The organism is Streptomyces sp. NPDC056224, from assembly GCF_042267665.1.
GTDB lineage: Bacteria > Actinomycetota > Actinomycetes > Streptomycetales > Streptomycetaceae > Streptomyces.
In genome coordinates this window covers 43,680-64,802 of record NZ_JBHJTK010000040.1, presented here as the reverse complement: position 1 = coordinate 64,802, position 21,123 = coordinate 43,680, and the positions used below count along the sequence as shown (strand labels likewise).

At 73.2% G+C, this 21,123-nt stretch carries 19 protein-coding genes; 10 read left to right on the top strand and 9 right to left on the bottom strand.

What is annotated here, in order from left to right; genetic code table 11:
- Positions 1-109: 109 nt before the first annotated feature.
- From ACFCZ1_RS31270 to ACFCZ1_RS31260, 3 genes are all read right to left on the bottom strand, one after another.
- Positions 110-1,201: a hypothetical protein gene (locus ACFCZ1_RS31270; protein ID WP_376681640.1), complete on the bottom strand. Its 1,092-nt coding sequence runs from the start codon at positions 1,199-1,201 to the stop codon at positions 110-112.
- Entirely contained in the window at positions 1,198-2,805 is a 1,608-nt protein-coding gene (locus tag ACFCZ1_RS31265) for a M48 family metallopeptidase (protein ID WP_376681639.1), read from the bottom strand. Before ACFCZ1_RS31265 ends, ACFCZ1_RS31270 begins: the two co-directional genes overlap by 4 nt.
- Before the next feature lie 275 nt (positions 2,806-3,080).
- The gene (locus tag ACFCZ1_RS31260; protein WP_376681638.1) at positions 3,081-4,187 is read right to left on the bottom strand and encodes a hypothetical protein; all 1,107 of its coding nucleotides are present in this window, start codon (positions 4,185-4,187) and stop codon (positions 3,081-3,083) included.
- Between the two features lie 76 nt (positions 4,188-4,263).
- On the opposite strand from ACFCZ1_RS31260, the gene ACFCZ1_RS31255 reads away from it, so the two are divergent.
- Positions 4,264-5,421, top strand: coding sequence for a cystathionine gamma-synthase (locus tag ACFCZ1_RS31255; protein WP_376681637.1), 1,158 nt, complete (start codon positions 4,264-4,266; stop codon positions 5,419-5,421).
- A 402-nt stretch (positions 5,422-5,823) separates the two neighbouring features.
- Here ACFCZ1_RS31255 and ACFCZ1_RS31250 read toward each other — a convergent pair whose 3' ends face one another.
- From ACFCZ1_RS31250 to ACFCZ1_RS31240, 3 genes are all read right to left on the bottom strand, one after another.
- On the bottom strand, positions 5,824-6,078 hold the full coding sequence (locus tag ACFCZ1_RS31250; RefSeq protein WP_376681636.1) for a hypothetical protein: 255 nt from the start codon (positions 6,076-6,078) through the stop codon (positions 5,824-5,826).
- Positions 6,075-6,497: a sigma factor-like helix-turn-helix DNA-binding protein gene (locus tag ACFCZ1_RS31245; RefSeq protein WP_376681635.1), complete on the bottom strand. Its 423-nt coding sequence runs from the start codon at positions 6,495-6,497 to the stop codon at positions 6,075-6,077. Before ACFCZ1_RS31245 ends, ACFCZ1_RS31250 begins: the two co-directional genes overlap by 4 nt.
- 81 nt (positions 6,498-6,578) lie before the next feature.
- Positions 6,579-7,100 carry a MarR family winged helix-turn-helix transcriptional regulator gene (locus tag ACFCZ1_RS31240; protein ID WP_376681634.1) on the bottom strand — a complete coding sequence of 174 codons (522 nt, stop codon included), beginning with the start codon at positions 7,098-7,100 and terminating at the stop codon, positions 6,579-6,581.
- A 273-nt stretch (positions 7,101-7,373) separates the two neighbouring features.
- Between ACFCZ1_RS31240 and ilvA the strand changes: the two genes are divergently transcribed.
- The 4 genes from ilvA (at position 7,374) to ACFCZ1_RS31220 (ending at position 11,435) form a co-directional block, all read left to right on the top strand.
- Entirely contained in the window at positions 7,374-8,606 is a 1,233-nt protein-coding gene (gene ilvA, locus ACFCZ1_RS31235) for a threonine ammonia-lyase (RefSeq protein WP_376681633.1), read from the top strand.
- A gap of 118 nt (positions 8,607-8,724) precedes the next feature.
- Entirely contained in the window at positions 8,725-9,258 is a 534-nt protein-coding gene (locus ACFCZ1_RS31230; RefSeq protein ID WP_376681632.1) for a hypothetical protein, read from the top strand.
- A 288-nt stretch (positions 9,259-9,546) separates the two neighbouring features.
- Positions 9,547-10,575 carry an ATP-binding cassette domain-containing protein gene (locus ACFCZ1_RS31225; RefSeq protein ID WP_376681631.1) on the top strand — a complete coding sequence of 343 codons (1,029 nt, stop codon included), beginning with the start codon at positions 9,547-9,549 and terminating at the stop codon, positions 10,573-10,575.
- Positions 10,572-11,435 carry an ABC transporter permease gene (locus ACFCZ1_RS31220; RefSeq protein WP_376681630.1) on the top strand — a complete coding sequence of 288 codons (864 nt, stop codon included), beginning with the start codon at positions 10,572-10,574 and terminating at the stop codon, positions 11,433-11,435. Before ACFCZ1_RS31225 ends, ACFCZ1_RS31220 begins: the two co-directional genes overlap by 4 nt.
- A 90-nt stretch (positions 11,436-11,525) precedes the next feature.
- On the opposite strand, the gene greA is transcribed toward ACFCZ1_RS31220, so the two are convergent.
- On the bottom strand, positions 11,526-12,023 hold the full coding sequence (gene greA, locus ACFCZ1_RS31215; RefSeq protein WP_376681629.1) for a transcription elongation factor GreA: 498 nt from the start codon (positions 12,021-12,023) through the stop codon (positions 11,526-11,528).
- 132 nt (positions 12,024-12,155) lie between these two features.
- Complete coding sequence (locus tag ACFCZ1_RS31210; protein ID WP_376681628.1) at positions 12,156-12,572, bottom strand: DUF4307 domain-containing protein; 417 nt, start codon at positions 12,570-12,572, stop codon at positions 12,156-12,158.
- A 120-nt stretch (positions 12,573-12,692) separates the two neighbouring features.
- Here ACFCZ1_RS31210 and mca point away from each other — a divergent pair, with 120 nt between their 5' ends.
- Both mca and ACFCZ1_RS31200 read left to right on the top strand, forming a co-directional pair.
- Entirely contained in the window at positions 12,693-13,574 is an 882-nt protein-coding gene (gene mca / locus ACFCZ1_RS31205) for a mycothiol conjugate amidase Mca (RefSeq protein ID WP_376681627.1), read from the top strand.
- A 2-nt stretch (positions 13,575-13,576) separates the two neighbouring features.
- Positions 13,577-13,804: a hypothetical protein gene (locus tag ACFCZ1_RS31200; protein WP_376681626.1), complete on the top strand. Its 228-nt coding sequence runs from the start codon at positions 13,577-13,579 to the stop codon at positions 13,802-13,804.
- Between the two features lie 98 nt (positions 13,805-13,902).
- On the opposite strand, the gene ACFCZ1_RS31195 is transcribed toward ACFCZ1_RS31200, so the two are convergent.
- The gene (locus tag ACFCZ1_RS31195; RefSeq protein ID WP_376681625.1) at positions 13,903-17,223 is read right to left on the bottom strand and encodes a tetratricopeptide repeat protein; all 3,321 of its coding nucleotides are present in this window, start codon (positions 17,221-17,223) and stop codon (positions 13,903-13,905) included.
- A 155-nt stretch (positions 17,224-17,378) separates the two neighbouring features.
- Here ACFCZ1_RS31195 and ACFCZ1_RS31190 point away from each other — a divergent pair, with 155 nt between their 5' ends.
- From ACFCZ1_RS31190 to ACFCZ1_RS31180, 3 genes are read left to right on the top strand one after another with little or no spacing between them, the layout of a single operon-like run.
- Entirely contained in the window at positions 17,379-18,005 is a 627-nt protein-coding gene (locus ACFCZ1_RS31190) for a hypothetical protein (RefSeq protein ID WP_376681624.1), read from the top strand.
- The gene (locus ACFCZ1_RS31185) at positions 18,002-18,760 is read left to right on the top strand and encodes a DUF4344 domain-containing metallopeptidase (RefSeq protein WP_376681623.1); all 759 of its coding nucleotides are present in this window, start codon (positions 18,002-18,004) and stop codon (positions 18,758-18,760) included. The genes ACFCZ1_RS31190 and ACFCZ1_RS31185 overlap by 4 nt, the downstream gene beginning before the upstream one ends.
- Positions 18,761-18,788: 28 nt before the next feature.
- On the top strand, positions 18,789-20,843 hold the full coding sequence (locus ACFCZ1_RS31180) for a thioredoxin domain-containing protein (RefSeq protein ID WP_376681622.1): 2,055 nt from the start codon (positions 18,789-18,791) through the stop codon (positions 20,841-20,843).
- Positions 20,844-21,123: the final 280 nt, after the last annotated feature.

Here is a 21,123-nt window from a genome sequence, read left to right as displayed (position 1 = left end):
AAAATCCGGGGGGCCGCTTCTGTTGTTTATCTGCCCCCGGGCGGGTATCCCCCGGCCCGCCCCCGCCCCGCCCCATGTCACTCTTCCGTAAGGTCCCGGTGCGAGTGGCTCACGCGTTCCGCGTCGCCTGGCGCGCGCAGTAGTCCCGCGCCTGCAGGTAGCGGGCCCTGCTGTCCACCGCGTACGTCCACGGGGTCGTCCCGATGTAGCCGTCGATCGCCCGGAACTGCTCCAGCGCCTCCGTGCAGCGGTCCTGCCAGTACAGGACCCACGCCAGCATGTGCCGCAGCCGTCCCGCCCGCAGGTCGTCGGGGTGCGCCGCCGCGAGGTCGGCCAGCGCCGCGTCGGCGGCCGCGACGACTTCCGGCCGGCTGTAGAAGACCTGCGGGTCCGCGTCCTCTTCGGCCATCTCCTCCTCCAGGTACGCGTACAGCGGCAGCAGCGACAGCAGGTCGCCCGGAGCGCCCGCGGCCGCGGACTCCCGTGCGAACGCCCGGGCCTCCTCGTGCGAGCCGCGCCACTTGCGGCACCAGTACTGCAGGGCGCCCACATGGGCCGCCAGCACCTTCGGGTCGCGCTTGACGATCTGCGCCCACAGCTCCCGGTACCGCTCGTGCGGGTACCCCAGCGCCATGGCGATGGGCTGTTCCACCATGTACGGGACCGGGTCCGCCGGGTCCGCGACGCGCTGCGCCTCGTGGGCGGCCTCCTGTGCCCGCGCGATGAGCTGGTGGAAGACGCGGAACTGTTCCTGCGTGGTGTGCCGCGCGCTCAGCGACCCGCGCACGTTCCACGCCACCTGCACCGAGGCGTCCGCGTGCACCACCGCGGCCGTCGGGTCCTGCGGCCGGGCCGCCCGCCAGGCGAGCAGCCAGCCGTCCTCCTCGGCGGCCCGCTCGGACAGCACCTGGACGCGCCGGACGCGCTCGTCCCAGTCCTGTCCGGCCTCCTCCAGCCAGGCGGCGGCCGGCTGCCAGTCGCCGGCCCGGACGGCGGCCAGGGCGGCTGTCTGCCCGGGGGACACCGGGGAGCGGTTCTCGGTGTCCAGCTGAGCGGCGGGGACGAAGCCCATCTCGACGGCGGCCCGGACGTCGGCGCCGCTGCGGCCGCGCCCCTCGGCCTTGCGGTCCTGACGGACTTCGCGCAGGAACTTGTAGGCGGCGCCGAGCAGGACGACGCTCAGGATGATCAGGCCGATCACGGGGTGAGCACCAGCTTTCGCAGGGATTCGGTGTCGGGCTGGTCGGCGACGGCCGCGTCCAGGGCCAGGGCGAGCTGGTCCTCGAAGCCTTCGGACGGGTAGCGCAGGGTGGCCGAGTCGGACCAGGACAGCTGCCAGCGGGCGGCGCCCCGCGCCGTCAGCTCGGCGGTGACCAGTTGGCCGAGGGCGCGCCGGACGGCCGGGCGGGCGAACTCGCGGGCCGCCCGTCCCGTGGCGGACGCCGCCTCCTCGGACTTCGGGAGGCGGTCGGCGAGCCGCCAGCGCACCGCCGGGTCGGCGTCGATCGCGTCCAGCAGGCCGGCCAGCTCAGGGCCCGCGCCCTCGGCGGCCAGGGCCTCGCGGACGTCCGCCGCGCCCCGGCCGGCGTACTGGCTCATCGACTCGTGGACCAGGTCCTCCCAGTCCACCCGCTTGAGCGCGAGGGCCTGCGGGGTGAGCACGGCCTGCTCCAGCGCGGTCAGCGAGGCTTCCGGGGAGGCGAGGAGCTCCAGCGCGGGGCGGGCGGCCTGGCCGGCGCGGCCGTCGTCGGGCAGCGCCTCGATGCGGGCCACGCGCTCGGCGAGCGCGGGGTGGGAGTCGTACGGGGACGTGGGCTCGGTCGACAGCTCCCGGCGCAGCTTCTCCAGCTCGTGCGAGCGGGCGTCGAGGAGCCGGCGCAGGCCGCCGAAGACCTGGCCGGGGCGGGGCAGCAGGCCGGCGCCGACGCCGAGGGTGGCGTACGAGCTCATGTAGAAGTCGTGGGCCGAGTCGAGGGCGTTCAGCTCGCGCAGCGCGGACGCGGTGGAGTCGCGGCCGGCGACCTGGACCGACGCCAGGTCGGCGGCGAGCTCCTGGCGGCGGGAGGCGGTGAGGGTGGCACGCATGTAGAAGTTGCCGTACGCCGTGTAGATCTTGGCCATGCCGCGGTACGTCGCACCCAGGCCCGGGGTGTCGACCATCATGGTCTTCTTGCCCTTGGCGGCCCGCTTGGCGGCCTTCTTCTCCTGCCTCTCGCGCTCATTGGCCTGCTTGTTGTCGGAGCGCTCGTGGAAGTGGGCGATGGTGCGGATCAGTTGGGCGCGGCCGCGGGCGATCAGCGGGGTGAGGCGGGTGTCGAAGTTGGCGTAGTGGCCCATCTCGTGGGCGAGTACGGCGCGCAGCTGCATCTCGTCCAGGCCCATCATCAGCGGCAGGCCGAGGTAGAGGCGGCGGGTACCGGGACGCAGGCCCAGCAGCGAGGAGTCCTCGCTGACGGCCGCGTTCACCGCCTCGATCAGCACGATCTCGTCGGGCGCGCGGGTGCCGACCTGCCGGGCGACGTCACGCACGGCCTCCCACAGCGCGGGCTCCTGGGCCTCGGTGACGGTGAAGGTGACGCCGGCCGGCGGCTCGTCCTTGGGAGTGCGCAGCATGAACAGACCGCGCACGATCGGGATCGCGAGGACGACGGAGACGATGATGATCTTGATGGCGACCGGGCCGCCGTGGCCCGAGGACACGAGGGCGTAGTCGACGCCGGCGAGCACGGCGAGCAGGAAGACGCCGAGCAGATAGAAGCCGGCGAGCAGGACGAGGGCGCGCAAGGCGCGCAGTGAAGCGCCCATATGGAACAGATCCCCACGGGATGACAGCGGTGCGGTGGCACGAGGCCGGAGACGGCCGCCACCGCCGCATCATGCGGCCCGCTGGTCACTTACGGCAACCTTATTGGCCACCGCTTTCCTCGGGTGGGGAGCCCGTGCGCCTGGGGAAACGGGTCTCGGGGACCGGGGGTGGGCGTTCCTGCCCGCGCCTGCGCGCGACCCCGCCCGCGCGCGACCCCGCCCGCGCGCGACCCCGCCCGCAACCCGTCAGCGCCCGCGACCCGCCCGCGACCCCGTCAGCTCGGCAGCGTCGCCGGGGAGCCGCCGTTCGCCTCGTACCCCGCCACCGCCAGCGCCCGGTACACCGCGTACTGCGCCGCCGGGTCCTCGGAGGCCGACCACGGCAGGGCGCCCACATAGCCGTCCACGTGCCGCACCTGCTCCATCGCCTCGGCCCAGCGCTCCATGTTGACCAGGAACATCAGCAGCAGATGCCGTACGTGCGCGAGCATCGGGTCGTCCTGCCGCGCCGTGTGCACCGCGTACAGCGCGCCCTCCACCGCCCGCGTCACGGTGGCGCTCCGGTAGAAGCTCGACACCAGGACCACGTCCGGCACGTTCTCGTACAGCGAGAACAGCGGCAGCGCCGCCAGCAGCGAGCCGTGCGGGGCACGCGCCGCGGCCGCGTGCGCGAACGCGTCGGCCTTCTCCCGCGAGCCGTGCCACTTCCCGCACAGGTAGTGCAGGGCCGCCACATGCGCGCCCATGTGCGCCGGCGCCCGGTCGATCACGTTCGCCCACAGCGCGTCGAACTCCGCCTCCGGGTAGGCGAGGCCCCGCGCGACCGCCAGCTCCGTGATGTACGGAACCGGATCGCCGGGTGCCAGCAGCGCCGCCCTGCGGCACGCCTCCCGCGCCTCCTCCAGGATGATGCGGTGGTCCTCGGAACCGACCCCGCCCGAGTGCCGCCACGCCTGCTGCACCAGCAGCTCCGCGTGCACCTGCGCGCCGCCCGCGTCCTCGTCCGCCTCCAGCCGCCACGCCTTCAGCCACTGCGCGCCCACACCGGGCTGCTGCACCAGCTCCAGGGCCGCCGCCCCGCCGAAGGCCTGTACGCGCTGCCAGCGCAGCTCGCCCTCCTGCGGGGTCCCGGCGAGCAGCTGCGAGGCCGCCTGCCACTGGCCGGTGCGGCGCACGTTGTCGAGGGCGTCCATCAGGTCCCGGTCGGGACCGGGAACCCGGATGTCCAGGTCCTCCTGCCGGTCGAATCCGTAGTTCGCGGGGTCGGCGGCGTCGGGGCTGCCCGGCGCGACCAGGCGGACCCCGCCGCGCCTGCGCCGTATGTACGGGCCTAGTACGAACACGATCATGAGCACCGCGAACACGAACCACAGAATCTCCATGGCTCCAAGCGAACCAGACCGAGTGGGCAGCAGGCCAATAGAGATGCCGACCCCAGGCGGGGCTTAGGCTCTGCCCATGAGCGATGACAGCCACGAGCACCAGAGCTTCGAGACCCGCGCGATCCACGCGGGCAATACGGCGGACCCGCTGACCGGCGCGGTCGTACCCCCGATCTACCAGGTCTCCACCTACAAGCAGGACGGCGTCGGAGGACTGCGCGGCGGTTACGAGTACAGCCGCAGCGGCAACCCGACCCGCACCGCGCTGGAGGAGAACCTCGCAGCGCTGGAGGGCGGCCTGCGCGGGCTCGCCTTCGCGTCCGGGCTCGCCGCCGAGGACTGCCTGCTGCGTACACTGCTCTCCCCGGGCGACCACGTGGTCATCCCGAACGACGCGTACGGCGGCACCTTCCGCCTCTTCGCGAAGGTCGTCTCCCGGTGGGGCGTGGAGTGGTCGGTCGCCGACACCTCCGACCCGGACTCCGTACGCGCCGCCCTCACCCCGAAGACCAAGGTCATCTGGGTCGAGACCCCCTCCAACCCGCTGCTCGGCATCACCGACATCGCCGTCGTCGCCGACATCGCGCGCACGGCCGGCGCCAAGCTGGTCGTGGACAACACCTTCGCGTCCCCCTACCTCCAGCAGCCCCTCGCGCTCGGCGCGGACGTGGTCGTGCACTCGCTGACCAAGTACATGGGCGGCCACTCCGACGTGGTCGGCGGCGCGCTGATCACCGGTGACGCGGCGCTGGGCGAGGAGCTGGCCTACCACCAGAACGCCATGGGCGCGGTGGCCGGGCCCTTCGACTCGTGGATCGTGCTGCGCGGCATCAAGACCCTCGCCGTCCGCATGGACCGGCACGCGGAGAACGCGACCAAGGTCGCCGAGATGCTGACCCGCCACCCCAAGGTCACCCAGGTCCTCTACCCGGGCCTGCCGGAGCACCCGGGCCACGACATCGCGGCCAAGCAGATGCGCAACTTCGGCGGGATGATCTCCTTCCGGGTCACCGGTGGCGAGGAGGCGGCGGTCGAGGTGTGCAACCGCGCCAAGCTCTTCACCCTGGGCGAGTCCCTCGGCGGCGTCGAGTCCCTGATCGAACACCCGGGCCGCATGACGCACGCGTCGGTGGCGGGCTCGGCCCTGGAGGTCCCGGCGGACCTGGTCCGCCTGTCGGTGGGCATCGAGAACGCCGACGACCTCCTGGCGGACCTGACCCAGGCCCTGGGCTAGGGAGTGTTCCGGCAGTAGCGCCGGGCGCCCCGCAGGTCGCGGCCCGCGGCGTCGGGTGCCGTGTACCGCACGGCGCCCGGCCCGTGACGCTCCCCCAGCTGCCACTGGGAGGGGCTCCCGGGGGCTCCCGAGGGGCTCCCGGGCACCGCACCTCGTCGCGTCGTCGGGGGCGGGACTTTCGCCACGCGTCCCAGACCCCGCATCCCCCGCCGGGCCCCCGCCGGGCCAGCGCCCGGACCCGGCGGGGCACGTCGGCCTCCGCCGGACTCGGTCCCGGCCCGGCGGGGCACGTCGGGTGCGCCGCCGCCGGGGCTCCGCCCCGGACCCCGCCTCCCGAACTCCCCGGCCACCGTCGGGAGGTGCCCCGGGCGTGGCCGGATTCCGGCTCGCGGCGCCGCGGGATCACCAGCCCTCCAGCGGAGGCGACACGTCCGTCGGGGGCGTGGCCCACGGGCGGGTCAGTGAGGCCCAGACCGTGAAGGCCGCCGCCGCAGCGAAGAGCACCGCCCAGCCGAACCTGCGGAGCACCCGGCGGCGGCGCAGCAGCCGGTCGCCGCGGGCCGCCGCGCCCGCCGCAAGCCCGGCCGGGACCACCGGGTACGGGCCCTCCAGGAGCTGCCTGACCTGGTCCTGCCCGCCGTCCGCGGTGCCGCTCACGCCGCCTCCCGGGACCGCAGCGCCGCCACCGCCCGGCTGCACAGCACCCGTACCCGGTCCGCCGACAACCCCAGCTGCGCGGCCGTGACCTCCTCCGCGACCCCTTCGTAGACCCGCAGGACGAGGACGAGCCGCTCCAGCGGGCCCAGCCGGGCCAGGACGCCCGCGCCGCCGTGGTGCCGCCGGCCGGTACGGGCGAAGGCGGCGCACAGCTCCCGGCGGGTGAAGTCGTACGGATCGTCACCGCGCAGGCGCCGCCAGTCCGCGTACGTGCGGGCCAGCGCACCCGCCAGCAGCCGGCGCGCGGCCTCCGGCTCGCCGGTCAGCAGGACCCCGACGTGGAGCAGCCGCCCCGCCGCTCCCGCGACGAAGGCCTCGAACTCCGCGTAGAGGTCCGCCCGTTGGTCAGCCGCCCGCATAGCCCACATAGTGCGGGCAGCGGGACCATCCTGGTCAAGAGGTCGGACGCGGGCGCCTCACGGAGGCCCCCGGCCCCCGGCTCAGGACGCCGGACCGGCCTCGACGACGGCCGCCATCAGATCCGACAGCGACAGGTTGAAACGCGTCAGCAGCTGCGTGAAGGACTCGCGCTCCTGCTCGTTCCAGCCCTCCGTCACGCGCGCCATCAGCTCGCGCCGAGAGGAGCGGACCTCCTCCAGCCGCGCCAGCCCCCGCGGGGACAGCGCGAGCACCACGGCCCGCCCGTCCTCGGGGTGCGAGGTCCGCTTGACCAGACCGCTGTCGACGAGCGGCGCGACCTGCCGGGTGACCGTGGACGAGTCGATGCCCATGCCGCAGGCGAGCGCCTTGACGCCCATCGGCCCCTCCAGGTCGAGCCGGTTCAGCAGCAGGTAGGCGGCGCGGTCCATCGAGTTGCGGGCCTGACCGACACCGCCCAGGCGGGTCTGCTCGGCACGGCGGGCGAAGACCGCCACCTGGTGCTGGAGCGCGTCGAGGAGACCGGCTCCGGCGGGCGCTTCGGCCGCCACGGGCAGATCGGAATTGGCCGGGGAGGAAGGCATGGCCGTGGGCTCTCTTCGCGTGGGTCCGACAAGGATGGGGGACAGAGTACGCGGCCGTGCGGCGGCTCGTACGCCTCGTACGAGAACTCGTGCGGCCCGTGCGCGGGGCTGCCACACTGCTGCCCCGGATGGCGAGATTTCGCCCCTGCCTCCCTCCCCGCCCCCACGCTCGCTCACGCCCCGCCCCCACCCTCGCCCCGCCCCGCTTCCGCCCCGCTCCCACCCGTGTTCGCGTGCTGAGCCGGGCCGCGCGCGGGCTGCGAGACTGGCGGCATGAACTACCGCGTGCCCCAGCCCGTCCCGCAGGTCATCCTCGACGACGTCCGGGGAGCTCAGAAGATGCTCTCCGGCGTCTCACGGGTCACCGCGATGGAGGGCAGCCGGCACCTTTCGGCGCTCACCGGCTCGCCGGTCCACCTCAAGTGCGAGAACCTCCAGCGCACCGGATCCTTCAAACTCCGCGGTGCGTACGTGCGCATCGCCAGCCTGCGCCCCGAGCAGCGGGCCGCCGGCGTCGTCGCGGCCAGCGCGGGCAACCACGCGCAGGGCGTGGCGCTGGCCTCCTCCCTCCTCGGGGTCCGCTCCACGGTGTTCATGCCCCTCGGCGCACCGCTGCCCAAGGTGGCCGCCACCCAGGAGTACGGCGCCGACGTGCGCATGTACGGGCAGGTCGTCGACGAGACCCTCGCCGCCGCCCAGGAGTACGCGGACCGCACCGGGGCCGTGTTCATCCACCCCTTCGACCACCACGACATCATCGCGGGCCAGGGCACGGTGGGCCTGGAGATCCTGGAGCAGTGCCCCGAGGTGCGGACGATCCTCGTCGGCATCGGCGGCGGCGGGCTCGCGGCCGGCATCGCGGTCGCGGTGAAGGCGCTGCGCCCGGACGTCCGGATCGTCGGCGTCCAGGCCGCCGGCGCGGCCTCCTACCCGCCCTCGCTCAAGGCCGGGCACCCGGTGTCGATCGACCACCCGAACACCATGGCGGACGGCATCAAGGTCGGCCGCCCCGGCGACGTCCCCTTCACCATCATCAGTGAGCTCCTCGACGACGTGCGCACGGTCTCCGAGGACGCCCTCTCCAGCGCCCTGCTGCTGTGCCTGGAACGGGCCAAGCTGGTCGTCGAACCGGCAGGGTGCAGCCCGGTCGCCGCCCTGCTCAGCGAGCCCGAACGGTACGGCGGGGGCCCGGTGGTGGCCATCCTGTCCGGCGGGAACATCGACCCGCTGCTGCTCCAGCGGATCCTGCGCCACGGCATGGCGGCGGCCGGCCGCTACCTGTCGCTGCGGCTGCGCGTGGCCGACCGGCCGGGGGCCCTGGCCGGGCTTCTCGGCGTGCTGTCCGTGGTGGACGCGAACGTGCTGGACGTGAGCCACGTACGGACCGACCCGCGGCTCGGGCTCACCGAGGTGGAGGTGGAGCTGCACCTGGAGACGAAGGGGCCCGAGCACTGCACGGAGGTCGCCCGGTCGCTGCACAGCGCCGGTTACAAAGTGATGAGCTAAGGGATTCACCCCTAGGCCCCGCCGCCCTCATACCTGATACTCGTGGGCAGAACGAGGCAGATTCGAGGCGGGAATGTGAAAGTTCCCGCCTCGTTCACATGGGGTGGGAGTCTCAACGGTGCACACAAGTGTCAGACCGCAGACAGCGGCCGTCATCGCTCTGGCCGCGTCGGCGGCCCTCGCCCTGGCCGGCTGCACGTCCGCCTCCGAGACCCCGGCCGGCCCCACCGCCGCCACGGTGGCCGCCTCCACGCCGCCGGCGTCGCCGCCCGCGAAGGCCACGCCCAAGAGCACGGGCGCGCCGCTCACCCGGGACGCCGTGGACGGCGAGGTCAGGGCGGCGCTGCGCACGGCGGGCGTCGACCCCGCGAAGGGCAAGGCCACCTCCGAGGCGACCGGCAGGAAGAATCCGAGCCAGGTCGACTGGACCGCCGTCCTCACCACGCAGCAGGCGGAATTCGCCCTGCCCAGGATCGGCGAGCAGCTGGAGCACCTCGGCTGGAAGTCGCACCCGGTCGGCACCGAGACCCTCAGCTACGAGAAGACCGACTGGGTCCTGCTGGTGGGCAGTGTGAAGCAGGCGGACGGGGTCGTCCTCCGCCCGAACGAGAGCCTGCTCACCGTGAACGTCACGTACCTCGGCACGGGCTGACGGGGGGCCGGGCTGCCGGGCCGGGGCTGCCGGGGCAGGGGCTGCGTGGGCTCACGGGGGCGGGGCTGACCGGGCTCACGGGGGCGAGGCCCTGGTTCACCGGGCCGACCGGGCCGATCGGGCGACCCGCGGCCGGGCCGAAATTCCGGTGCGGTACGCGATATGACGCGATAGCGTGGTCCCACCCGTTCGGCCGACCGGGCGAGCCCTGCCCGGCGACCGTAGGCTTCGCCCCAGGGAAGCCGACGGCCTGATCCTGCTGGACCGATCCAGACTGGGAGAATCCATATGCCAGGCGCCATCTATGCCGAAGGCCTGGTCAAGACCTTCGGTGATGTACGGGCTCTGGACGGCGTGGACCTCGATGTCCCCGAAGGCACCGTCCTGGGTCTGCTCGGCCCCAACGGCGCGGGCAAGACCACGACCGTACGCGTCCTGACCACCCTCCTGCGGCCCGACAGCGGCAAAGCCGTCGTCGCCGGCATCGACGTACTCAAGCACCCCAACGAAGTCCGCCGCGCCATCGGCCTGTCCGGCCAGTACGCCGCCGTCGACGAATACCTCACCGGCCGCGAGAACCTCCAGATGGTCGGCCAGCTCTACCAGATGAGGGCCAAGGCGGCGAAGGCCCGGGCCGACGAACTCCTGGAGCGCTTCAACCTCGCCGACGCGGCCGACCGCACGGCCAAGACGTACTCCGGGGGCATGCGCAGGCGCCTGGACCTCGCGGCCGCCCTCGTCGTCAGCCCGCCCGTGATGTTCATGGACGAGCCGACCACCGGCCTCGACCCGCGCAACCGCCAGCAGCTGTGGGGGATCATCCAGGAACTGGTCGCCGGCGGCACCACCCTGCTGCTCACCACCCAGTACCTGGAGGAGGCCGACCACCTCGCCCACGACATCTGCGTGGTGGACCACGGCAAGGTCATCGCCCGCGGCACCTCCGACCAGCTCAAGGCCCGTACCGGCGGCGAGCGCGTGGAGGTCGTCGTCCACGAGCGCGACCACATCACCGCCGCGCGCGAGGTGCTCGCCGGCTTCGGCAAGGGCCGGACCACGGTCGAGGAACACACCCGCAAGCTCACCGTGCCGGTGGCGGGCGGCGCCAAGCTGCTCGCCGAGGTCATCCGCGAACTGGACGGCCGGGGCATCGAGATCGACGACATCGGGCTGCGCCGTCCCACCCTCGACGACGTGTTCATATCCCTGACCGGCCACGCCGCCGAGCTGGCGGCCGACGAGAACGGCGACGGCGCGGCCGCCGCCCCCACCGACGCCAAGGGCCGCAAGGCGGCGCGCAAGGAGGCGGCCAAGTGAGCACCACCTCTCCGGCCGGGGTCCCGGACCTCGTGGCACCCCGTCCGCGCGGCGGCCTCGTCCAGGGCGTCAACGACTCCCTGGTGATCGCCAAGCGGAACCTGATCCGCATGTCCCGCATCCCCGAGATGATCATCTTCGGTGTGATCCAGCCGGTCATGTTCGTCGTGCTCTTCAGCTACGTCTTCGGCGGCTCCATCAGCGTCGGCGGCAGTACCTCGCCCGCCGCCTACCGCGAGTTCCTGATGGCCGGCATCTTCGCCCAGACCGTCACCTTCGCCACCGCCGGCGCCGGCGCGGGCATCGCGGACGACATGCACAAGGGCCTGATCGACCGCTTCCGCTCGCTGCCCATGGCCCGCGGCGCGGTCCTCACCGGCCGCACCCTCGCCGATCTCGTCCAGACCTCGCTCACCCTGGTCGTCCTCGCGATCGTGGCCGTGCTCGTCGGCTGGCGCACGCACACCAACATCGGCGAGGTGCTCGCGGGCTTCGGCCTGCTGCTCCTGCTCGGCTACGCCTTCTCCTGGATCGGCGCCCTGATCGGCCTGTCGGTGCGCACCCCGGAGGCCGCCACCTCGGGCGGGCTGATCTGGCTCTTCCCGCTGACGTTCATCTCGAACGCCTTCGTCCCCTCCGAGAACATGCCGCCGTTCCTGCAGACCATAGCGGAGTGGAACCCCTTCAGCGCCACCGTCCAGGCGTGCCGCGTGCTCTTCGGCAACCTCCCGGAGGGCTACCCGGTCCCGGACGCCTGGCCGATGCAGAACCCGGTGCTGGCGTCCGTCCTCTGGTCGCTGCTGATCATCACGGTCTTCCGGACCCTGGCGGTCCGCAAGTACCGCTCGGCGACCGCGTAGGCCCGCCCGCACCGCGTTTGCGCACCCCCGTACGCACCGATGCCCGGCCGGGAGGATCCGGCCGGGCATCGATCGTGCCAAGAAGGGTGATCAGCCGGTGAAGGGCTTGACGTCGAGGATCTTGACGGAGGCCTTCTTGCCGTTCGGCAGCTCGTACTCGGCGTCCTCGCCGATCGCCTTGCCCATCACACCGCTGCCCAGCGGGGACTGGGGCGAGTACGTCTCGAAGTCCGAGGACGCGTACTCGCGGGAGGCCAGCAGGAACTCCATGGTGTCGTCCTCGTCGCCGTCAAAGGCGATCTTGACGAGTGTGCCGGGCGCCACCACGCCCTCGGCCGCGGGCGCGGTCCCGACCTTGGCATTCTCCAGGAGCTGAGTCAGCTGACGCACACGGAGCTCCTGCTTGCCCTGCTCCTCCTTGGCCGCGTGGTAACCACCGTTCTCGCGCAGGTCGCCCTCTTCGCGGGCGGCTGCGATCTTCGTGGCGATCTCCGTGCGGGCGGGACCAGAGAGGTAGTCCAGCTCCGCCTTCAGCTGGTCGTACGCCGCCTGGGTCAGCCAGGTGACGCTTTCGCTCGTCTGGGTCACGGGTGCTCCTCGTCGGTACAGGGGACTTCATAGCCGCCAGCGGCGGACGAAACCACGAGCCTAACAATTCGGGAAGAAAAGGGGGAGGACCCACGTGCCGGATTGCCTGCCGTCCGTGTCACGGCCAGGGACTCAGCGGGTCGCGGACCCCGCCTGCTGGCAGCCGACCAGTTCGATCATCGTGGCGCGGCCGGTGGTCTTCAGGGAGACGACCTCGTCCACGCGCGCCTCGGGCTGAGCGAAGGTGAAGTCCGCGCGGCCCACCTCGTTGTGCTGCTCGTCCTGCGAGCTGAGCGTGCAGACCCCGGTGACCGAGGCGTCCTTGCGGATCTCCAGGTGCGCCTTCACCTCGGTGTCGGAGACCACCTGGAACTTGATCACCTCGGCGCTGACGCTCTGCCCCGCGATGTAGTCCCAGCCGATCCAGCCGATCACGCCCAGCAGCACGGCTCCGAGCGCCGCCCCGACGATCTTGAGCTTCCGGTCCGCACGTTCGTCCGCCGACCGGCCGTAACGGCCGTCGGGCAGCCCTCCGCGCACCGTGCTCATCGATCGTTCCTTCCGACAGGGCGGGGCCGGGCCGGTACAGGCCCACCCCCGGAATTTTCCGTCCCCCGATTCGGTCAATATAGAGGCCGACCGTCACGCCGAATCGCAGAGGATCCCGTCTTGACCGAGCAGCTTCGACTGATGGCCGTCCACGCCCACCCCGACGACGAGTCGAGCAAGGGCGCGGCCACCATGGCCAAGTACGTCTCCGAGGGGGTGCCCGTGCTGGTGGTGACCTGCACGGGCGGCGAGCGCGGATCGATCCTGAACCCGAAGCTCCAGGGCGACAAGTACATCGAGGACAACATCCACGAGGTGCGCCGCAAGGAGATGGACGAGGCCCGCGAAATCCTGGGCGTCGAGCAGGAGTGGCTCGGATACATCGACTCCGGCCTGCCGGAGGGCGACCCGCTGCCCCCGCTGCCCGAGGGCTGCTTCGCACTGGAGGACGTGGACGAGGCGGCCGGCCGCCTGGTGAAGAAGATCCGCGCCTTCAAGCCGCACGTCGTCACCACGTACGACGAGAACGGCGGCTACCCGCACCCCGACCACATCATGACCCACAAGATCTCGATGGTCGCCTTCGACGGCGCGGCCGACACCGAGAAGTACCCGGAGGCCGAGTTCGGCCCCGCGTACCAGCCGCAGAAGCTCTACTACAACCAGGGCTTCAACAAGCCGCGCACCGTCGCCCTGCACGAAGCGCTGCTCTCGCGCGGCCTGGAGTCCCCGTACGGGGAGTGGCTGGAGCGGTGGAAGGAGTTCGAGCGCACCGAGCGGACCCTGACCACCCACGTGCCCTGCGCGGACTTCTTCGAGATCCGCGACAAGGCGCTCGTGGCGCACGCCACGCAGATCGACCCGGACGGCGGCTGGTTCCGCGTCCCGATGGAGATCCAGAGGGAGGTCTGGCCCACGGAGGAGTACGAGCTCGCGAAGTCGCTCGTCGACACTTCCCTCCCCGAGTCCGACCTCTTCGCGGGCATCCGGGACAATGCCTAGCTATGAGCGCTACGCAGGCAGCACTGACCCAGCTCCTCCCGCTGGCGGGTGACACCTTCGACAAGAACAAGGTGACGCCCGGCCTCCTGGGCTTCATCGTGTTCGCGGCCCTCGCCCTCGGCGTGTGGGGCCTGATGAAGTCGATGAGCCGCCACATGGGCCGGGTGGACTTCGAGGAGGCCCCCGAGCCCGGCGCCGCGGCCCCCGCCCCGGACCGGGCGGCCGGCTGACCGGATCCGCCGCGCGCCGCTGACCGGACCGGTTGAGCGTCGCTGACATCCACCGCGTGACCGCCCCCGCCCGACCGGTCGGGGGCGGTATCCGCGCGTCACACGGCCGTCGCCGGGCCCCGGGGCGGCAGCGGAACACCCATGATCTCCCGCGAGTGCAGGTTCGGGACCAGGCCCAGCCGCCACGCCTGCCAGCCCTCCGCCGGGTCCACCCCGCGGCCCAGGATCACCCCGTACGACTCCAGGCAGTCCTCCAGCCGCCCGTCCCGCGCCGGATGCGGCGCCGCCGTCAGCCGGGCCAGCTCCGCCCGCGCCTCCTCCGGCGCGCCGGGCGCCGACAGGTCCGCGAAGTCGGCGTACGGCAGCATCGTGCACCGCAGGAAGCGCGCCCAGTCCTCCCCGCGCCGGTCCCCGTACGAGATGAACAGCCGCACCGCCTCCTCGCACAGCCCCAGCGCCTGCGAGATCTTGGCGTTGCCCGCGTCCACCACCGCCAGCTCCAGGCAGGTCCACGCCTCGCCGTGCGCCAGCCCGATCCGCCGGAAGTCCGACCGCGCGTCGACCAGCAGCTGACGGGCGAAGCCGGAGTTCTTCAGGTTCCCCGTCTGCGCCGCCCGCTGGTCCCGCGTCACCCGGCCCGAGTGGTGCCGGGCGTGCGCCAGGCCGTACACGTCCCGCATCCGCGAGAACATCGTCCGCGCCCGCTCCAGCTCCCGTACCGCCTGATCGCGCTCGCCGCCCTCCTCCAGCGCCTGGCCCAGGTAGTACAGCGTCCACGCCTCGCCCCGCGCGTCCTCCGCCTCCCGGTGCCGGGCCAGCGCCTCCCGCAGCCGCTCCAGCGCCGGCCCCGGGTCCCCGTCCACCACCCGGGCCCGGCCCAGCTGGGTCAGCGCCCACGCCTCGCCGCGGTCGTCGCGCGTACGCCCGTACAGGTCCAGGGCCTCGCGCAGCTCGGCATCCGCCCGGCCCACGTCACCGACCCGCAGGTACACCTGGCCCAGCTGGAAGTGCGCCCACGCCTCGCCGTGCACGCTCTCGCTCTCCCGGTGCAGGGCGAGGGACCGCTCCAGCAGCGTCATCGCCTCCGCCAGGTGCGCCAGGTCCCGCTCCACCGCGGCCAGCGCGTGCAGCGCCCACGCGCGGTCGCCCGCCAGCTCCGGCGGCTCCTGGAGCACCAGCGCCTCACGGATGCGGGCCGCGGCCTCCGGAAGACTGCCCTGGTGGTGCAGGGTGATGCCGAGGGACACCAGGGCCATCGCCGCCCCCGCCTCCTGGTGGGCCTCCATGTACTGGTCCACCACCGAGGTCAGCGTGGTGCGGGCCTTGTCCAGCTCGCCCAGCTGGCGCGCCGCGATACCGGTACGCCACCGCACCGACCGCACCAGCCGCCCCTGCTGCCCGCCCGGACCGCCCGACTGCCCGGCCGCCGCCGCCACCGCCTGCGTCAGCTCGTCGATCTCACCGAGCCGGTACAGGTCACCGCGCAGCAGGCAGAAGTCGCACAGCGCCCCCAGCAGGTCCAGTACCGCCTGCTGGTCCACCCCCTCCGAATGCCGCAGCGCCGCCGTGATGAAGCTCGACTCGTCGTCCAGCCAGCGCAGCGCCGCGTCCAGCGACGTGAAGCCGTGATGGCCGAACTGGTTCGCACGCGTCGACATCTTCCCGTCGACCATCCGGATCACCGCGTCCGCGAGCTGCGCGTAATTGCGGATCAGCCGCTCGTGCGCCGCCGAGGACCGGTCCCGGTCCTCCTCCGCCGCCAGCCGGGCCGCGGCGTACGCGCGCACCGCGTCGTGCATCCGGAACCGCTGCCCGCGCACCCGCTCGATCAGCCCGGCCTCCCACAGCTCCTCCAGCGTGCGCAGCGCCGCCTGCTCCGGTACGTCGGCCAGCGCGGCCGCGGCCGCACCGCCGAGGGAGGCCCGCCCGGCCAGGGGCAGCCGCCGCAGCAGCAGCCGGGCGGGCTCGGCGAGGCGGGCGTCGGCGGCCCGCAGGGCGCTCTCGACCGGGTGGCCGCCGACGGGATCCGGAGCGAGGCCGGGACCCGAGAAGCCCGCCCGGGCCAGCGGGGCCAGCATCCGCAGCGCCAGCGGCAGCCCACCGCTCAGCTCCACCACGGAGGCCAGCGCCTTGTCCGCCTCGGCCCGGGCGTCGGCGTCCGCCTCCGGTGAGGCCGCGGCCGCACCCGTCGTGGCCGCGGCCGCACCCGGTGCGACCGCCCGGACCAGCTCCGCCGCATCCGCGTCCGCCAGCCGCTCCACCGGCAGCTGGTGCACCCACGCCGCCAGGTCCGCGGGCAGCTCCAGCGGCTCCCGCGCCGTCACCAGCACCAGGCTCTCGGACCGCTCGGGCACCAGCATCCGGACCTGCGCCGCGTCCACCGCGTCATCGAGGACCACCGTCACCGGCAGCCCCTGCAAGTGCTGGTGGTACAGCTCGCCCAGCCGCCGCACCTGCTGGTCCGCCGAAGCCCCCTCGCGGAACAACAGCTGCTCGCGCGGGGCGCCCAGCCGGTTCAGCAGGTGCAGCAGCGCCTCCCGCGTCGACAGCGGGGCGCCCGGGTCGCCGCCCCGCAGATCCACCACGCACGCGCCCCGGAACTGGTCCCGCAGCCCGTGCGCCGCCCGCAGCGCCAGCGCCGTCCGGCCCGCCCCCGGCTCGCCGTGGAGCACCACGACCACCGGGCGGGTCTCCGTACTGGCCCGGGCCGCCTGCACCCACTGCGCGATCCGCGTCAGCTCCGCCCGCCGTCCCGCGAACGGCCCGGCCGGATCGGGCAGCTGCCCGAAGGACTGCTCCAGCACACTGCGCCGGCGCGCCTCCGCGCTGCGGTCCGTGCCGCGCAGCTGCGGCGAACCGGTCCGGCCGGCCGGCCGGGGCGCCCGCGCCGCCGCGGCCACCGCCCGCTGCTGCTCCAGGAACGGCCGTATACCGCGCACCTCCAGCGCCGACAGCCATTGCAGCCTCAACTGTTCCGGCCCGCCCGGCCGGCCCCGCTCACCGGCCCGCCGGTTCGCGGCCGGCAGGTGCAGCGCCGTCACCTTCGCCACCGTCGCGACCGCCCCCGCGACGCCCGCAACGGCTCCAGCGGTCAGGGCCGTACCGGCCGCGACACCCAGGGACAAGTCCGCCCCGACGGCTGCGGCGGCAGCAACCGCCGTGACGAGTAAGGCCGTTGACGTGTCGCCACGCCGGAAGGCCTCGCCGAGCGACTGCTCCCCGGCCGCCGCCTCGTCCAGGGCCCGGACGTACGCCTCGTACTCCGGGGCCGCGCTCGCCGCGAGCGAGTCCAGCGCCTCCCGGGCGCGGGCCAGCAGTGCCGCCCCGTCGGCCGGTGTGCCCGCCGCGGCCCGCCGGGCCTCCTCGTCCACCGCCCGCTCCAACAGCCGCTCGGCTTCAACGCGATGGCTGTCCCGCATCGGCATCCCCCTCAGAGAGCTCCGGCAACGTGCCACAAGTGTCCGTCGGGACGCTCGCGAGCGCGAGGGAATCTGAGCTAGTTCAGAGGGAGTTGGAGCTTGCCGCCGCCCTATAGTCGTCCTCGTCGAGCCAACTCACAGGAAAGGCGGACCCGGTGACGGTACGGGAGGTCCGCGCGGCCGCACGGCTCATAGGCCGGCGCAACGCGCTGCGCTACCTGGCCATCGGCGTGGGGGCTTCGGTGCTCGCCGCCTGCACCGGCGAGGGCAAGGACAAGTCCGCGGCGCCCGGCACCGCGGCGCCCGACGCGCCCACCCCCTCCGCCACGGCGGCCCCCACTCCCACCCCCACCGTGGCCGGCCGCTCCTTCGACGCCTTCATCAAGGGCTCCTGGACCATCGAATCGACCACCCCCGGCGGTCACACGGGGCGCGGCAAGGCCACGGTCAACGCGGACGGCGGCGGCAACGGCGGCTGGTCCATCGCATGGGAGGGCGGCCCGGGCACCTGGCACGGCGGCTTCCTGCTGCGCGGCGGCCACCTCGTGCTGGACGTTTACGAAGCCCCCAAGGGCGTGCAGCGGCTGACCGGCGGCGAGGCGCTCACCGTCCCCGCGACGGTCGGGGAGACCGTGTCCCTCACCTTTCCGTGGAAGCCCCCGGGCCACCGCAACACGAACGACGGCCAGAAGCTGTCCGTCGAATACGCGAAGAACACCCTCCGCATCCGCCACATCGAGACCAGCGGCAGCACCACCACCCACGTCTGCACCCGGGCATGACCGCCCTGCGGCGTCTGGCCGCCGCCCTGTGCTGTGCGGCCGTGCTGGCGCCGGGCCTGGCCGGGTGCGAACAGGCGGGGCCCGCACGCGGATTCGTACCGCGCTACGAGGAGCCGGCGGAGGGCGACCGCGACGGCGCCCGGTTCCTGAAGGGGCGCGAACTCGCCGAAGCGGTGGCCGCGGACCTCAACGCGTACCTCTCCCTCCCGTACCGGATCACCGTCCTGGCCCGCTCCTGCGCGGGCGACGGCACGGGCTACGACCCGCGGCAGCACCGCATCGAGCTCTGCTACGACGACCTGGCGGAGGAGCGCAAGCTGTTCGAGGACGCGGACCACCGGCCGGCGGACGAGCCGCTCGCCGAAGTCGTCCGCGAGACGCTCTACCACGAGGCGGGCCACGCCCTCGTGGACGCCCTCGGCCTGCCCGTCCGCGAGGACGACCGAGCCGAGGAGGACGCCGCCGACCGCTTCGCCCAGCTGATGCTCCTGCGCGGCCGCCCGGAGGGCGAGCAGGCCCTCCTGACCGCCGCCCGTGCCTACGACCTCGCGGCCGCGGCCGACCCCGCCCCCGACCCCGCCGACGAACACGCCCCGGCCGCCGTCCGCGCGGAATCCCACCGCTGCGCGGTCTACGGCGCCGCCCCCGCCCGCCACCAGGACCTCGCCGACCCGTCCCGCACGGCCTGCCCCACCACCTGGACCCGGACCCGCGAAGCCTGGACCCGCGACCTGGCCCCGCTCCTTCGCCCCTGACGTGATCGTGTGCGGCAGGATGGGCCCCATGCCGAACCGCCTCGCGAACGAGACCTCGCCGTACCTGCTCCAGCACGCCGACAATCCCGTCGACTGGTGGCCGTGGTCGCCCGAGGCCTTCGCGGAGGCGCGGGAGCGGGGGGTGCCGGTCGTGCTCAGCGTCGGGTACTCGAGTTGCCACTGGTGTCATGTCATGGCGCACGAATCGTTCGAGGACGAGCTCGCCGCCGCCTACATGAACGAGCACTTCGTCAACATCAAGGTGGACCGCGAGGAGCGGCCCGACATCGACGCCGTCTACATGGAGGCCGTGCAGGCCGCGACCGGGCAGGGCGGGTGGCCCATGACCGTCTTCCTCACCCCGGACGCCGAGCCGTTCTACTTCGGTACGTACTTCCCGCCCGAGCCGCGGCACGGGATGCCCTCCTTCACGCAGGTCCTCGAAGGCGTGCGGGGCGCCTGGGCGGGGCGGCACGAGGAGGTCACCGAGGTCGCGCAGCGGATCGTACGGGACCTGGCCGGGCGGCAGTTGGACTACGGGAAGGCCGGCGCCCCCGGGCCGGAGGAGCTGGCCGGGGCGCTGCTCGGGCTGACGCGGGAGTACGACGCCACGCGCGGCGGGTTCGGCGGGGCGCCGAAGTTCCCGCCGTCCATGGTGCTGGAGTTCCTGCTGCGCCACCATGCCCGCACCGGGTCCGAGGGGGCGCTGCAGATGGCCGCGGACACCTGCGAGGCCATGGCGCGGGGCGGGATCTACGACCAGCTCGGCGGCGGCTTCGCGCGGTACTCCGTGGACCGGGAGTGGATCGTGCCGCACTTCGAGAAGATGTTGTATGACAACGCGCTGCTCTGCCGCGTCTACGCGCACCTGTGGCGGTCCACCGGTTCGGACCTCGCGCGCCGGGTCGCCCTGGAGACCGCCGACTTCATGGTCCGGGAACTGCGCACCGACCAGGGCGGCTTCGCCTCCGCCCTCGACGCGGACAGCGAGGACCCGCTCAGCGGCAAGCACGTGGAGGGGGCTTACTACGCCTGGACGCCCGCGCAGTTGAGGGAGGTGCTGGGCGAGGACGACGGGGACCTGGCCGTCGCGCACTTCGGGGTGACGCAGGAGGGCACCTTCGAGCACGGAAAGTCCGTGCTCCAGCTCCCCCAGGACGGGCCGGCGGCGGACGCCGAGCGGATCGCCTCGATCCGGGCGCGGCTGTTCGCCGAGCGGCAGGCGCGGCCCGCGCCCGGGCGCGACGACAAGGTCGTGGCCGCGTGGAACGGGCTCGCCATCGCCGCGCTCGCGGAGTGCGGGGCGTACTTCGAGCGGCCCGACCTGATCGAGCGGGCCACCGAAGCCGCCGATCTGCTGGTGCGCGTGCACATGGACGGACGGGCGCGGCTCGCCAGGACGAGCAAGGACGGCCGGGTGGGGGCCAACGCCGGGGTGCTGGAGGACTACGGCGACGTGGCGGAGGGGTTCCTGGCACTGGCCGCCGTCACCGGTGAGGGGGTCTGGCTGGAGTTCGCCGGATTCCTCGTCGACCTGGTCCTGGACCAGTTCACCGCCGGGGACGGCTCGCTCTACGACACCGCGCACGACGCCGAAGCGCTGATCAGGCGGCCCCAGGACCCCACCGACACGGCCGCGCCGTCCGGCTGGACCGCCGCGGCCGGAGCGTTGCTGTCGTATGCCGCGCACACCGGGTCGCAGGCCCACCGCACGACGGCCGAGAAGGCACTGGGGGTGGTGCACGCCCTCGGGCCGCGCGCCCCGCGCTTCATCGGGCACGGGCTGGCGGTCGCGGAGGCGCTGCTGGACGGGCCGCGCGAGGTGGCGGTCGTGGGTCACCCGGAGGATCCGGCTCGGGCGGCGCTGCACCGGACGGCGTTGCTGGGGACGGCTCCTGGTGCTGTGGTGGCGACCGGGATGCCGCGTTCGGCGGACGGCGGCGGGGGTGAGTTCCCCCTGCTGGCCGAGCGCACACTCGTACACGACCTTCCGACGGCGTACGTGTGTCGACATTTCGTCTGCGCGCGGCCTACGACGGATCCGGTCGAGCTGGCGGAACAGTTGGGTACGGTTCGCCCCTGAAGCAACCGGAGTGCCGTCAATTCCGGTTGCTTTCCCATGAGTTCAGAAACGTGGTTTTTATCTGGACTGCTTCTGGGTGTCATGTTCGCTGTCTAATCTCGTGGTGTCATTCGGGAGTCACCGGGGCGACGCACTGGGGGGTGCGTACGGGGGAAGCGGGGGGCGGGGGGGCGGGGGGGCCCCCCGGGGGCGCCCGGGGGTTGTAGAAAAACCCCCCGGGGGTGGGGCCAGTGGGGGGGGGCCATTTGTAAAACAAAGGGTTAAATTAAAGTTTTTTGCG